General features: G+C 40.8%; 17 protein-coding genes. 7 read left to right on the top strand and 10 right to left on the bottom strand.

What is annotated here, in order from left to right:
* Positions 1-2: 2 nt before the first annotated feature.
* The 4 genes from argC to CHI10_RS08535 form a co-directional block, all read right to left on the bottom strand.
* Positions 3-1,034 carry an N-acetyl-gamma-glutamyl-phosphate reductase gene (argC, locus tag CHI10_RS08550; RefSeq protein WP_095243899.1) on the bottom strand — a complete coding sequence of 344 codons (1,032 nt, stop codon included), beginning with the start codon at positions 1,032-1,034 and terminating at the stop codon, positions 3-5.
* A gap of 185 nt (positions 1,035-1,219) precedes the next feature.
* Positions 1,220-1,939, bottom strand: coding sequence for a YwiC-like family protein (locus CHI10_RS08545; protein ID WP_095243898.1), 720 nt, complete (start codon positions 1,937-1,939; stop codon positions 1,220-1,222).
* Positions 1,940-2,096: 157 nt separating this feature from the next.
* Positions 2,097-2,633, bottom strand: a complete 537-nt coding sequence (gene mobB / locus CHI10_RS08540; protein WP_095243897.1) for a molybdopterin-guanine dinucleotide biosynthesis protein B — start codon at positions 2,631-2,633, stop codon at positions 2,097-2,099.
* Entirely contained in the window at positions 2,621-3,886 is a 1,266-nt protein-coding gene (locus tag CHI10_RS08535; protein WP_095243896.1) for a molybdopterin molybdotransferase MoeA, read from the bottom strand. Before CHI10_RS08535 ends, mobB begins: the two co-directional genes overlap by 13 nt.
* A 213-nt stretch (positions 3,887-4,099) precedes the next feature.
* Here CHI10_RS08535 and ric point away from each other — a divergent pair, with 213 nt between their 5' ends.
* A complete protein-coding gene (gene ric, locus CHI10_RS08530) occupies positions 4,100-4,792 on the top strand; it encodes an iron-sulfur cluster repair di-iron protein (RefSeq protein ID WP_095243895.1) in 693 nt (230 codons plus the stop codon).
* Between the two features lie 110 nt (positions 4,793-4,902).
* Here ric and moaA read toward each other — a convergent pair whose 3' ends face one another.
* Positions 4,903-5,919: a GTP 3',8-cyclase MoaA gene (gene moaA, locus CHI10_RS08525; RefSeq protein WP_095243894.1), complete on the bottom strand. Its 1,017-nt coding sequence runs from the start codon at positions 5,917-5,919 to the stop codon at positions 4,903-4,905.
* Between the two features lie 285 nt (positions 5,920-6,204).
* On the opposite strand from moaA, the gene CHI10_RS08520 reads away from it, so the two are divergent.
* Positions 6,205-6,906: a Crp/Fnr family transcriptional regulator gene (locus CHI10_RS08520; RefSeq protein WP_095243893.1), complete on the top strand. Its 702-nt coding sequence runs from the start codon at positions 6,205-6,207 to the stop codon at positions 6,904-6,906.
* A 31-nt stretch (positions 6,907-6,937) separates the two neighbouring features.
* On the opposite strand, the gene CHI10_RS08515 is transcribed toward CHI10_RS08520, so the two are convergent.
* From CHI10_RS08515 to CHI10_RS08505, 3 genes are all read right to left on the bottom strand, one after another.
* Positions 6,938-8,065 carry a TIGR04053 family radical SAM/SPASM domain-containing protein gene (locus tag CHI10_RS08515; protein WP_095243892.1) on the bottom strand — a complete coding sequence of 376 codons (1,128 nt, stop codon included), beginning with the start codon at positions 8,063-8,065 and terminating at the stop codon, positions 6,938-6,940.
* A gap of 170 nt (positions 8,066-8,235) precedes the next feature.
* On the bottom strand, positions 8,236-8,544 hold the full coding sequence (locus CHI10_RS08510; RefSeq protein WP_095243891.1) for a metal-sulfur cluster assembly factor: 309 nt from the start codon (positions 8,542-8,544) through the stop codon (positions 8,236-8,238).
* A 70-nt stretch (positions 8,545-8,614) separates the two neighbouring features.
* On the bottom strand, positions 8,615-9,382 hold the full coding sequence (locus CHI10_RS08505) for an alpha/beta fold hydrolase (protein ID WP_095243890.1): 768 nt from the start codon (positions 9,380-9,382) through the stop codon (positions 8,615-8,617).
* Between the two features lie 279 nt (positions 9,383-9,661).
* Here CHI10_RS08505 and CHI10_RS08500 point away from each other — a divergent pair, with 279 nt between their 5' ends.
* The 3 genes from CHI10_RS08500 (at position 9,662) to CHI10_RS08495 (ending at position 10,939) form a co-directional block, all read left to right on the top strand.
* On the top strand, positions 9,662-10,480 hold the full coding sequence (locus CHI10_RS08500) for a Cof-type HAD-IIB family hydrolase (protein ID WP_095243889.1): 819 nt from the start codon (positions 9,662-9,664) through the stop codon (positions 10,478-10,480).
* Positions 10,481-10,598: 118 nt separating this feature from the next.
* Positions 10,599-10,751, top strand: a complete 153-nt coding sequence (locus CHI10_RS22285) for a hypothetical protein (RefSeq protein ID WP_174750431.1) — start codon at positions 10,599-10,601, stop codon at positions 10,749-10,751.
* Positions 10,752-10,753: 2 nt separating this feature from the next.
* Positions 10,754-10,939, top strand: coding sequence for a DUF3813 domain-containing protein (locus CHI10_RS08495; protein ID WP_048011909.1), 186 nt, complete (start codon positions 10,754-10,756; stop codon positions 10,937-10,939).
* A 35-nt stretch (positions 10,940-10,974) separates the two neighbouring features.
* Here the strand turns inward: CHI10_RS08495 and CHI10_RS08490 are convergent, their stop codons facing one another.
* Together CHI10_RS08490 and CHI10_RS08485 are read right to left on the bottom strand one after the other, a co-directional pair.
* Complete coding sequence (locus CHI10_RS08490; RefSeq protein ID WP_095243888.1) at positions 10,975-11,724, bottom strand: BsuPI-related putative proteinase inhibitor; 750 nt, start codon at positions 11,722-11,724, stop codon at positions 10,975-10,977.
* Positions 11,725-11,743: 19 nt separating this feature from the next.
* Positions 11,744-12,574, bottom strand: coding sequence for a YitT family protein (locus CHI10_RS08485; protein ID WP_095243887.1), 831 nt, complete (start codon positions 12,572-12,574; stop codon positions 11,744-11,746).
* A gap of 125 nt (positions 12,575-12,699) precedes the next feature.
* Between CHI10_RS08485 and CHI10_RS08480 the strand changes: the two genes are divergently transcribed.
* Positions 12,700-13,554 carry a DegV family protein gene (locus CHI10_RS08480; protein WP_095243886.1) on the top strand — a complete coding sequence of 285 codons (855 nt, stop codon included), beginning with the start codon at positions 12,700-12,702 and terminating at the stop codon, positions 13,552-13,554.
* 109 nt (positions 13,555-13,663) lie between these two features.
* Positions 13,664-13,795: a DUF3941 domain-containing protein gene (locus CHI10_RS08475; RefSeq protein ID WP_009331260.1), complete on the top strand. Its 132-nt coding sequence runs from the start codon at positions 13,664-13,666 to the stop codon at positions 13,793-13,795.
* Positions 13,796-13,912: the final 117 nt, after the last annotated feature.

Raw genomic sequence — 13,912 nt, 5'->3', positions numbered from 1 at the left:
CCTTATGGATAGAGCGGAACAAATCCGAGACCCGCTGTTTCATCACATCCGCTCATTATATTGGCATTTTGCACAGCCTGCCCGGCAGCGCCTTTCATTAAATTATCAATCACTGAAACGATTGTCAGTCTGCCCGTTCTGGAGTCCATATGGATACCTATGTCGCAAAAGTTAGAGCCTGCAACCTCTTTTACAGAAGGGAAGGTATTTTCTGGACGAATCCGGACAAATGGCTGGTTTTCATAGACTGATTGATAAAGTTCAAGAATTTGAGAAGAAGTGCATTCCTTGGTCAGCTGAACATAACTGGTTGTCATAATGCCCCGTGTTATCGGAAGAAGATGGGTCGTGAAGGTGATCGGCTTCATTTCGGAATTCCATTTCATCAGCTGCTGTTCGATTTCCGGTGTATGCTGATGCTGGTTTACCTTATAAGCCCGCAGGTTTTCATTTGCTTCCGCATAGCTTGTTGTTCTTGAAAGCGCCCTTCCTGCCCCCGACACTCCGGACTTTGCATCGATGACAACAGTATCTGGTTTTATTAAATTTTCATTTACCACAGGTGCAAGACTTAGCAGAGCAGCTGTTGGATAGCACCCAGGATTAGATATGATTTCTGCGGATGCTATTTCTCTGCGGTGCCATTCAGGAAGACCATATACTGCTTTTTCAACAAGATCTTCGCTGGCAGGATCTTGTTTATACCACTCGACATAATCTTTAGCTGGAATTCTTAGGTCACCGGATAGGTCAATTACCTTAACGTCTTTACCTGAAAAATCTTCAGCAAGTTTTCCCGATATCCCGGATGGTGTAGCCAGAAAAATAATATCAGACTGTCCAGCTATTTGATCTGAATCTATTCGCTGTAAATTTTCATCTAATATTCCATATAGATGCGGGTATTCATTCCAAATGGGGATGCCTTCTTTGGTAGAATGAATCGATTTAATGTTAAATTCCGGATGCTGCTTAAGGATACGGAGCAATTCAGCACCCCCATATCCTGTTGTTCCGATTATTGAAACCTTCATAATTGCTCCTTTCATACTTAGTGTATATTTAATCATTTAAATACATATTTATGAATTTGCGTTTCTCTTATTATAGAAACTGGTTTGAAAAATTGCAACCTATTTTACTGAAGTTTTAAAGATTTCTAATATTAATTATCCGCATTTCTTGATAAATGGAAAAACCGGCCTCATCAGGCCGGTTCTCAAGTGTGTATGGCAAATAATAACATTAAGAAAAATATAGAGGCATTAGCAATTTCATAAACGCCAATTTTTTTAGGTGTAAATGACTTTCCATAAAATGCAATGGACCTGAAAAGGCTTGGAAGAAACGCAGCAGATACAATCCATCCGCCTGCCAGCAGCCAAAGTATCGGTACCACAGTATGAAAGATCCATGAAACCCATTTAAAAGAACCATTTTTCTTTTCCCTGATCATTGATTTTACATAGAAGGTGCTTCCTGCAAAAAATAATATAGATGCTGTAAACACTGTCCAGGCCATCGGTGAAATTTCCCCATGCGGCAAGTAGCTGCTCGCAAGGCCTGCTATTGAAAATGCACAAATGGCACTAAAGTCGTTGCCCAATGCTCTATCTCTGTTTTTGGAAGAATAGAGCGCATTAATAATAAAAAAAGGAACCAAAAGAAGTCCGAAAATGATAATCGATGGCCTTTCCAGTAAAGGAACTAAAAGGAGTAAAATAGCCGGGACCAGATAAATAGCTGTCCATTTAGAATATAAAGCCATCCTTTTTCTTTTAAATAGCAGAAGGCCCGGATAAGTGGCCAGATATAGTAATATCCATCCTAAAAAAAACGGGATATGAGACCAAATAATATCAGATGCAGCTGCTCCGAGCCAAAATGGCAGAATCAGCATTGCCCAGGCACCATGCTGTTTTGGCATAAATAACTTCATCTATAATACCTCCCCGCTGCTTTCTGCCTATAATATATAATCTTCCCGGTAAATATAAAGTGAAGATTATCACTGATACACGCAACGCCACAAAACGTTCAAATTTGAAGATATTAAAAACAGCCCACAATAAAATTGGGCTGTTCTGATTTAATCTTTATTTCATTCTTTCGCTCGCTAAATACTCAACGATCCACTCAGGCCCTTTGGGGTCACCAATGCTGAAAAACGGCGCTTCAAAATTTAGATCGTCTGGTTTTATTACGTTATCATCCCAGCTGATCACTGCACATATATTTGTCAATTCCTTCAAAAGATGCATATCTTCATTACTTCTTAGCAAGAGAACCTTAGAATATGATGCCTTTTTATGACCCTCAATAAGCACGACGTCCGGCTGCAGCTGCAGCACAATCCTTACCTGCTCCTCCAGGCTCCAGCTATTCTTTTCAGCATGCAATAGCAGTCTGCCTCCCCCTTCTACAAGTGAAGCTTCAGCTCCTGATTCAATATGGCTTGTGGAATCCTTGCCTTCTGGAGTTTCAGGTTTGCCGCCATGACCATGGTGTTTAATGGTAATGACAGAAAGCCCATTCTCTTTTAATCCGGAAATTAATTTATTTATCAACGTTGTTTTTCCGCTGTTTTGATAGCCGGATACCTGAAGGATAACAGGTTCCTTTACCATGGCCATTCGCTTCCTTCATGGTCCTCAAGCAATAGCACTTCAACGGTGTCCCCCTTGCCATATCCTCTGGTTCCACCTGGCAGAATCATTAGCGAATTCGCACCGGCTAGACTCATCACAATGTTTGATTTATCCACTCCGCTTGGTGCTGCCACCAGTCGTCCTGACGAATAACTTACAGACGTCCTGACAAATCGCGTAAATGGGTTTGCTTTTGGAAATTCTGCCACCAGTTCAGCAGTTTCTTTCCTTAAATGCGGTTTCTCAGCGAACAGCATTTTTCGGATGACTGGTCTGGTAAAAAGTTCAAACCCGACATAGCAGGCAGAAGGATTTCCCGAAAGTCCAAACAGAAGCTTTCTCTCATGCTGAGCAACAGTCGTCACACTGCCTGGCCTCATGGCCACTTTATTGAAAAGCACCTCAGCCTCAAGCTTTTCATAAATGCCCGGCAGATAATCAAAATCGCCCACAGATACACCGCCTGTTGTGATCAGCATATCTACATTGTTCAATGCTTCCTTCACAGCATTAAAACATGTATCAAATTCGTCAGGAAGCTTTCCATAATAAATAACTTCCGCGCCGGCCCGTTCAATTTGCGCGGTAATCATATGAGCATTGCTGTTTCTGATTTTTCCCGGCTCCAGCGGTTCATGGACTTCCAATAGTTCAGTTCCTGTTGCAAATAATCCAATAACAGGCTTTTTGGCAACAGGCACTTCTGCATAACCAAAGGTTGCGAGAATGGCCTGAATTCCGGGATTGATCTTTGTCCCCTTTTTAACTAAAGAATCTCCTTTTTTTGCATCTTCTCCTTTAAAGGAAACATTGTCTCCTGGTTTATAGGATCGCTTTATGGACATATAATTCTTACCGTCTTCTTCATATGCTTTTGCCAGTTCAAGCATTACAACAGCATCACATTCCTGAGGCATTTGCGCACCCGTCATGATTCTAACAGCCTGGAATGGACCAATGTTTTTAGAAGTCACATGCCCCGCCCCAATGTGGTCCACCACCTCAAATATGACGGGATTTTCCATTGAAGCTTCTCTTGTATCCGCAGAACGGACAGCAAAACCGTCATATGGTGATCGATCAAAATGAGGGACATCATGTGTCGCTTTTAAATCTTCCGCCAGAAAACGGCCGCTGCTTTCATTAATAGATACGTATTCTGCACTTCCGTTTAATTGATATGCCATGATTTTTTTTACGGCTTCAGCAACAGGAATGGGAGTCCTTTTTTCCAGCATAATATCAGCTCCTATGTACTTTTCTAATTCAATTATTATAAACGTACATGAAAATTCATAACATGACAATCAACACACTTACAGTTTTCATTTTTGCTGGGTTTTACCCAAAAAACTTTATAAAAAGCCTGCAAGTGTGATGCACGTCACCAAGTTGAAGTGGATAATCGTTTATTCTTTAGATAGTTCACAAGATAGAAGGAGGAAAATTCAATGACAATACAAATTACCGAAGATCGTCTCGTAAAAGATATCGTAAATGAATTTCCAAAGACAAGTGATGTTTTTAAACGTCATCGCATTGATTTTTGCTGCGGCGGAAATATTCCGCTATCGCGTGCAGTTTCAGAGCAGTCTGCGGATATGAACGTTCTGATTAGCGAATTAAACGAAGTAATTCAAAAGGAAAACCAAACTGATGATTTAGAGGTCTGGACAGATAGTACATCTGAAGACATTATTGAACATGTCATTAATCGATATCATCGTCCTCTTGAAGAAGAACTATCACTCCTTAGCCCTTATGTTACAAAGGTATCAAGAGTTCATGGAGAAAGCCATGAGGAGCTTCTTAAAGTCCATCAATTGTTCTTTGAATTGAAGCACGAGCTTCTTGAACATACATCCAAAGAGGAAGAATCAGTTTTTCCACTTCTGCTAAAGCTTGAAGATCCTAAAGTTGAAAATCGCGAAGAAATCATCAGCTACATCCGTGAGCTTGAGAAGGAGCATGATCATGCAGGTTCAATCTTAAAGGAATTGAGGGAAATTACAGCTGATTTTACTCCTCCAGCTGATGCATGCGGCTCTTACCGTCTTGTATATAAGCGGCTTGAAGATTTGGAAAGCCAAACGTTCATGCATGTTCATCTGGAAAATAACATTCTTTTCCCTCGATATATTTAAACACTCATTTTCTGCAGCCAATATCGGCTGCAGATTTTGTGCATTCTAATGGCAAAAATAAAAGCCTGCCCGCTATGTCCATTTCTCATGACACAGCAAAGCATGCTTTTTCATCCCCCAATATAGGACATTTCAATCTTTTTCCTGTTTGCAGCGGTTTCTTCAGTCCGCTCGTCTGAATACCGGTCTTTTCTGCCGTTCCAAATCCTAATAATCCGATCGGTAATTTCTTCGTCAGTAGCGCCTTTTCTCATAAATTCCTTTAAATCGTGCCCTTCACCATTAAATAGGCATGTGAAAATTTGGCCGTTTGCTGACAATCTTGAACGAGTGCAGCTTGAACAGAAGGATTCAGAAACAGATGTAATAAACCCAACATCCACATCGGTACCTTTATAGCGGTACCGCTTGGCCACCTCTCCGAAATAATCGGGATCTACCGGCTCCAATAAATAGTGTTCCTTTAAGATCTCATAAATCTCTTTTTTAGTTACAACCTCATCCATTTTCCAGCCGTTCGTACTTCCGACATCCATGTATTCAATAAAGCGCAGCTGTAAGCCGTTGTCTTTACAGAACTTAGCCATAGGGACAATTTCAGAATCATTCAGGCCTTTTTTGACGACCATATTGATCTTCACCCCAAGTCCTGCTTCTTTTGCTGCTTCAATCCCTTTAATGATTGGTTTGACACCCACATTGCGTCCGTTGATTTGTCCGAAAAGCTCATCATCCAGACTGTCAAGACTGATGTTAACCCTCAGCAGTCCTGCTTCCTTTAAGTCCTTGGCATGTTTGGGAAGCAATACACCGTTGGTGGTTAGTCCAATATCTTTTAATCCCTCAATGTCTGAAAGCATTTTAACAAGTTTAGGCATGTCCCTTCTCATAAGGGGCTCTCCGCCTGTTAACCTGATCTTCTCCACTCCAAGACTTACGAAAATTTTAGCCAGCCTTTCAATTTCCTCATAGCTGAGCAGCTCGCTTTTTGGTAGAAAAGCAAAATCAGGACCGAAGATTTCTGCCGGCATGCAATATTGGCAGCGGAAATTACAGCGGTCAATGACAGATATGCGCAGGTCTCTTAAAGGTCTATTCAATTTATCTTTAATAATTGTTTTAGCCATTTCGTTCAACTCCATTTAAAGAGTGACTTTATTAAGCTTTCTATACAGATGTATATTTTAGCCTTTCCCTTAAAATAACAGAAATAACCCAGTATCTCAAATTAAGGGCTTTTATTATTAGAACATACAATCGCTGCAATGTTAATAGGGAAATGCTGTTTATTAGTTAAGACTAACCATTTCTATAGAAAATGCCACAATAAAGACACAAAAGCCGGCAATGTTTTCACTATACAAATGATATTATTGTGAGAAAAGACAGCTGTTTTATGAAGGAGGATTACCATGGCTCATTCAGCCATTAAACAGACACATTCCATTGAGATTAAAGAGCTTCTTCATTTCGCTGACCGGCATATGAAAACACTGAAAGGGGCTTATATCTTTCAGGAAGGCATGGATGCTGATGAGCTATATATCATCCTTTCCGGCAAGATTCAAATCAGCAAGATAACAGCAGATGGCAGGGAACTCACCTTCAGGTTATGCGGGGAAAATGAAATCATTGGTGAGCTGACCTTATTTACCAGTGACCCCAAATATTTATTGAATGCTTTAGTTCTTGAAGCTGGTGAGGTAGCTGTGATAAAAAAAGATGTCCTGGAAAAGGAGATTTTCAAAAATAGTACTCTGGCCTATGAATTTATGAAATGGATGAGCGACCATTTCCGCAATACACAGACCAAATTCAGAGACCTTGTGCTTAATGGAAAAAAAGGTGCCCTGTATTCCACTCTTATCAGAATGACTAACAGCTATGGCGTAAAGTTGGATGGCGGCATACTCATTGATCTGCCACTTACGAATCAGGAACTCGGAAATTTCTGCGGCACCTCCAGAGAGAGCACCAATCGGATACTGGGCGAGCTGAAGAAGGACGACATTATTTCAATAATGAATGGAAGAATTACAGTTAAAGATCTTCAGTATTTAAAAAATGAAATAGGCTGTGAAAATTGCCCTGCCGTTTACTGCAGCATTGAATAGGAGTGCAGTCATAATGCACTCCTTCATTCCTTTACGCTTTTGCTGCTTTTTTTCTAAGTGCCTTAGGAATATATACACAAAACGGCTCACTTTCCATATAATCCCCTGTCATGGCAAATGCACGTGATCTCGATCCTCCGCAAACATAACGAAATTCGCATTGGCCGCATTTCCCTTTGTATTTATCAGGATTTCTGAGATCTTTAAAGATGGGTGATTCCCTGTATATTTCGGCGAGCGGCTGTTCCCTAACATTCCCTGCTTTAACAGGCAAAAGTCCGCTCGGATAAACGTCCCCAATGTGCGAAATGAAAACAAAGCCATTTCCGTCATTGACTCCTTTAGGCGCCCTGCCTAAACCATCTATGGAACCCGTCAGCCCTTGCTGTGTAAGAGCATCGAGATATTGAATATCCTCATTTTGACCCTTTGCTTCATTCATTTTTTGCTGAATGACCACTCGCCGGTAATGCTGGGCAGCTGTTGTCTTAATATCGAAGGTAACCTTTTTGCTTAAGTTATACAGCCATGTAAAAACCTTCTCATGCTCAACCGGTGAGATCATATCCTTCTCCTGCCCTCTCCCTGTTGGAACAAGGAAGAACACACTCCAAAGAACACATTTGAGTTCATTTACAACCTTGGCCATCTCCTCAAGGTAATCGATATTATAACGCGAGATAACTGTATTTATCTGAACTGGAATTTCAAGCTCGTGCAGATATTTTATCCTTTCAATCGTTAAATCAAAGGAACCGGAAGTCCCCCTAAAGTGGTCGTGAATTTCTGCATTTGGCCCATCAAGGCTGAAGGCCCATCGAGCTAAGCCGACCTGTTTGGCTTTTTCAATAGCTTCCTTAGTTACATTTGGTGTCGCACTGGGCGTCATGGAAACACGAACACCCTTTTTCACGGCATATTCGGCTATGTCGAATACATCCTGCCTCATTAATGGATCTCCACCCGTAAACACAAGCATAGGGTTATTCATTTCCCTGATTTGGTCAATCAGGGCCTTCCCTTCTTCAAAGGAAAGTTCTCTCGGATCTCTCCTGTACTGTGCTTCGGCACGGCAATGCAGACATTTTAGCTGGCATGCCCTTGTTAATTCCCATATCACAATAAAAGGGTCTTTATTAAAGTCTCTAGCAAATCCCATTAGAGATGCCTCCTTGATGGCCTCACTCCCGGCCATTTGTCAACGTAAAGCAAACTATATTGTGTCTTTCCATTGTCATTATAGGGTAATCGGCATGTTAAATAAGTGAACTACCTCACAAGGGCACAAAAAAACAGCAGGAAATACTCCTGCTGTTTTAAGCTTAAATTTTATCGTACGCCAAGTGCAATTTTTGCATAGCGGGACATTTTGTCCTTGGACCAAGGCGGGTTCCAGACAATATTCACTTCAGCGTCTTTTACTTCAGGGATATCTGCCAGCGCTGACTTTACTTGTTCAACAATTGTGCCTGCCATAGGACAGCCCATGGAAGTAAGAGTCATATCAACTATAGCTTTCCCTTCCTCTTCCATTTTCACATCATATACCAAGCCCAAGTTAACAATGTCTATCCCCAGCTCAGGGTCTACTACAAGCTCCAGTGCACCCATAATGCTGTCTTTTAAATCCTGATCCATTCTGCAGCACTCCTTCATTATTTACTATCTTTATCTTAACAAAAATTTAAATGAATTGAAAAAAAACAGGTTATAAATGTTCCTCAAACCATTTAACTGTTTCAAGAAGCCCCTCCCTGCTGACTTTATGCCCCGCCTGTTCATCTGATATAAACAGGAGGTTTTCAGGTGAATCACTGTACAGGGGCTGGATGGTCTCATAAAATTGGTATGTATAGGAATAAGGAACAACCGGGTCCTTTTTGCCATGCCAGAACATGAGCGGCCTTCCGGCAAGCTTTTCTGGCTGAAGGCTCAGATCCCGCTCCCTAAGAATTCTCAAGAGATCTGCTAGTTCTTCATTTGTGAGCGGAACCTTGATATTATTTTTCTTCAGTTCATCGAGCTGAAGCTGAGCAAACTTTTCATAATATGGCATACCCATAAGGCTAACTGCAGTTTTGACCCATTCATACTGTGTCAGGGCGCCCAAAGTGACTATTCCCCCCATTGAGGTGCCCACAAGTCCTATTCTTCCCTGATCAATCAGGTTCCAATCCTCATAGACATTCCTGATTATGTTCAATTCCGCAATGGTATTCAGAACAATATCCCAAAGCTTGAAGTTTAAATCGCTGCCTGATAAGCCCTCGGATCTTTCCCCATGATATAGGGTGTCCGGCAGTACTACCCTAAACCCTTTTTCTGCAAGGAGATAGGCATAATGCAGATTAAGTTCTTTGGCACTCGTAAAACCATGAACAAAAATGATAAAAGGCAGGGGTTCCTCTTTTAGTTCCTGCCTGGCAAGTTCAAGAACAGGAATTTCTCTGATAAGCTTATGTTCAATTACAACCACAATTTCCCCTCCTAAACCTGTTGTACCAAGATGAATTTTTTTACAAAATTATAATAATATTGATAACATATATGTATAAAATGATTTTGTAAAAGCTAAAGCTCTTGTCTTATGTAAATTCTTTCTATATTTTCAGTTTAACATGTGGACTTTTCTTTTCCAAAACCTTTACACTTAGAACAAAAGCGGGGCATACTTCACTATAAGCAATGCGCTGCAGTCTGCTGGCTGCAATTACATTATTATTATAAAAGTGCTGAGCGCTTAGAAGGAGATCTTATGGCAGAAAAACATTTAATTGCATTGGACCTTGATGGCACATTATTAAAAGATGACAAAACCATCTCGGCTAAAACTAAAATGATTATTCAAAAGGCACGCGAACAAGGGCATGAAGTAATGATTGCCACTGGAAGGCCATTTCGCTCGAGTGAAATTTACTATCGTGAAATGGGTTTGACTACGCCGATTGTCAATTTCAATGGTGCATATATACATCATCCTAAAGACCATAATTGGGGTGTTTACCACACACCACTGCAAATGAATGTGGCAAAGGAAATTGTCGAAGCCGTTAATAGCTATACTATTCATAATATCGTGGCAGAAGTTATTGATGATGTTTATTTGCACTACCATGATGAGAAGCTTCTCGACATCTTTGGTTTTGGCGATCCGAATATTACGACGGGAGATTTGCGCAGTTACTTAAAAGAAAATCCGACAAGCATGCTGATCCATACTGATGAGGAACATGTAAAATCCATCAGAAATCATCTTTCCGAGGTCCATGCCGAAGTAATTGACCACCGCAGATGGGCGGCTCCCTGGCATGTCATTGAAATCGTGAAAACAGGACTGAATAAAGCTGTTGGCCTCAAAAAAGCAGCTGATTACTTCCAAATACCACCCGAGCGGATCATTGCTTTTGGCGATGAGGACAATGATCTTGAAATGCTTGAATTTGCAGGCTACGGGATTGCCATGGGCAATGCGATCGACCAGGTGAAAAATATTGCCAAAGAGGTCACATTAACCAATGAGGAAGATGGAATCGGCCTTTACCTAAATGACTTATTAAATCTTAAAGCTCTTTAAGCTGCTGACCATGAAGAAATAATTTGAAACCATCCCCTTTTTAAATCCTTTCTTTGGAGCATACTAAAGATGAAGCAGCCCAATTGCGGCTTCAAACTTTTTCATGGAGGGGATTCGAATGGGTAAACGTAATAAATCAAAACGCTTCGTTCAACAGGGTGCTGATACTGTTAGTAAGCATGATGAGCGTATCCCGTACCACATGACCTATGCTGAGGCGGAAGCCCAAAAACTAGCTAATGTGAAAGAATCATCCCTCGGAGGAATATAGCGATGGGTAACAGATTATTTCAGGAAGCCAGAAAATATGTGGAAATAGCCAAAAATTCTGCAGGCGAAGAAACTGTTTCCCGAGCGAAAAATGCTTTAAGTTCTGCATTTGCCAACTCCACTGCAGCTGAACAGGCACAGCTCCGGGAGATGCAGCAGGAGCTTGAACAATATTCGCAGTATCGCTAAAAAGAGCTGGCGGCCTCAATGGCTGCCAGCTCTTTTTACCTCCTTTCCAGGATAACAGGAAAGGAATTTATTATATCTCCGTTTACATCTTTTTCATATAAATGCAAAAGCACTGTTCCGTTTTCAGGGATGTTCACAGAAGGAATGCTTATTTTTATCCTATAGCTCTTCCAATCATTTGATGAAGCCACTATGGACTTTTCAGACTGCAGCTCATTATGGCCATCTTCAACTGTATACCATAGCTTTCCGCTTTTTGGGCGAGCTTTAAATAATATGATATATTCGCCGTTCCCGCCTGTAACCTTTGCCTGGCTAAAGGAAGGATTTTGGCCCGGGATATAAACAGATGCTTGAGATTCAGGTTTTGTCTCCAACTTTTCCCCATTTAAGTTTGATGCCAGCAGCCGGGCTTTTACTAGGTACTCTCCCTCCTGAACTCTTTTCCCTTTATGCCTGTAATCCCACTGCTCTTCCCATACCTTGATATCATCCGGGTTAATGGTAATGTTTTGGATAGCCTGTAAAAATACTTTTCCTTCTGAGGAGGAATATACCTTTTCGCCTTTTTGAGTGAAAATCTCCACTTCATAAAAATGAGAGGATCCAAACTCAAAGCTCAGCGGATAATTGGCCTTATTCCTCAGAAGCAGATCGATCTTTAGTGTTTCTTGTCCTGCTTGAGGCATTACATTAAAGTCAAAAGGCATTTCCTTTACAGAAGCTTCAAAACTTTGCATAGGCATAGTAAAGATAATTACAGCAGCAGCCAAAAGCCGAAGCATCCTTCATCCCTCCATTCATTTAATCCCTGCGGAAGAAACCATATACACCAGTTGTTTGAACAATATTTGTAAAAGCATTCGGATCCACTTCTTTTATGATTCTTTCAAGGTCAAATAACTCATAGCGTGTGATGACAATCATCATCATTTCCTTATTTTCATTTGTAAAAGCTCCCTTTGCAGGGAAAGTTGTTATTCCCCTGACAAGATGGTCATGGATCGCTTTTTTCATTTCTTCAGATTTTTTCGTGATAATCAGAGCTGTAAGTTTTTCATGCCTGGTGTGGATGGCATCAATAACCCTTGTAGAAGCATAAAGGGTTACAAGAGTGTATAGAGCTTTTTCCCAGCCATATAAAAAACCGGCTGTTATAATAATAATGGCATTAAGAGTGAAGAAATATGTACCGACAGGTTTGTCTTTCATTCGGGACAAGACCATCGCAATGATATCCATTCCTCCTGTGGAAGCCCCCCATTTAAGTGTCATCCCTACACCTACAGCTGCTATGACACCTCCAAAAACGGCATTAAGCAGGATATCTTTTGATACGTGGATTACAGGTATCACTTCAAGGAAGAAAGACATCAGGAAGACGCTTAAAAAACTATAAATCGTAAACGAACGGCCAACTTTTTTCCAGGCCAATATGGTAACAGGAATATTTAGAATGAACAGCAATATACCTGTTGATCCGAAATCACCCAGAATGCTTGAAAGAAGCTGTGCCACTCCTGTAAAACCGCTTGCATATACATTAGCGGGTATGAGAAAAAAATTCATCGCGATTGCATTCAATATCGCGCCAATCAACACAATAAATACTTTCTTAGTTTCTAGCCAAACCATATTTTACCCCCTGAATTTTTATAGTTTCTTTACCCTAATAAGGTGCATTTTCAACACAATTCATTGTTTTTTCTCCTTGATTTCTATAAACTTAATTCATATAGTTTGAAAGCAGGTGAAAGATAATGTCAGTAAAAATTCTAGCTGACAGTGCGTGTGACTTGCCGCTTAGCTTTTATAAAGAACATGGCGTCACACTTTTTCCGTTACAGGTCCAACTGAATGATGGAGAATATGAAGATTTAGTCACCATAGAACCTAAGGAAGTTTATAGAGCTATAAGGGAAGGCCAAATGCCAAAAACTTCTCAGGTATCCCCTCTTCTTTTTGAGAAAACGTTCAATAAAATGGCAAAAAACAATGAAGACGGCATTTATATTTCTTTTTCCTCCGAACTTTCGGGTACATACCAGACCGCTGTCATGATCCTTGAGCAAGTAAAAGAGAACTACCCCGATTTCCAATTAACCATCATCGATTCCAAGGCTGCTTCATTGGGATATGGATTAATTGTGAAGGCAGCTGCAGCTGCAGCGCAATCAGGCGCATCCAAGGAAGACCTCCAAAAAGTAATCGAATTTCGCTGCCGGAACCTCGAGAGCTTATTTACGGTAAATGATCTTGAATATCTTGCAAAAGGCGGCCGTGTATCGAAAGCCTCGGCATTTCTGGGCGGACTTTTGAATATTAAACCTCTTTTAACAGTAGAAGATGGGAAACTTGTGCCGATTGAGAAACTGCGCGGCAAGAAAAAGCTGCTTCGCCGCATTATTGAGCTGATGAAAGAATATGGAACTTCCTTTGAGTCGCAGACTGTCGGCATCAGCCATGCTGATGATGAAGACACAGCCCTTGAAATGAAAAACCTGATACTGGACGAGCTTAATGCCAAAGAAGTCTATATTACATCCATTGGTTCAGCAATTGGGGCTCATACTGGCCCAGGGTCTTTAGCGATATTCTTCTCTAAGCAAATTTAAACCAAAAGTGCAGGATACATACTCCATTTCATTCTGACAGACAATATGACTGTACTTCAGTTATATTCCTGAAGGCTAAACCCATCAGTATGAAAGGAGTATTTTTATTATGCCGCATACTTCCGATAATGATAAGAAAGCGAAAGACAATAATGCGCTTCTCCACGAAAAAAATATGATGCGCGAGAAAAACCGCAAAGCCGGGAAAAACCAATATTCGAAAAAAACAGATCACCTTTAATAATAAAACGGGCAAGCATTGGCTTGTCCGTTTTATTATTTGGCTCTTTTTTCAATGATTGTTGTTTTTGGTTTATGAATTCTACCCGTTGATTTCCGCTGCAGGCACGCAGCGAAC

The organism is Bacillus sp. 7894-2 (genome assembly GCF_002272225.1).
GTDB lineage: Bacteria > Bacillota > Bacilli > Bacillales > Cytobacillaceae > Cytobacillus.
This window is presented reverse-complemented; position numbering and strand designations above follow the sequence as displayed.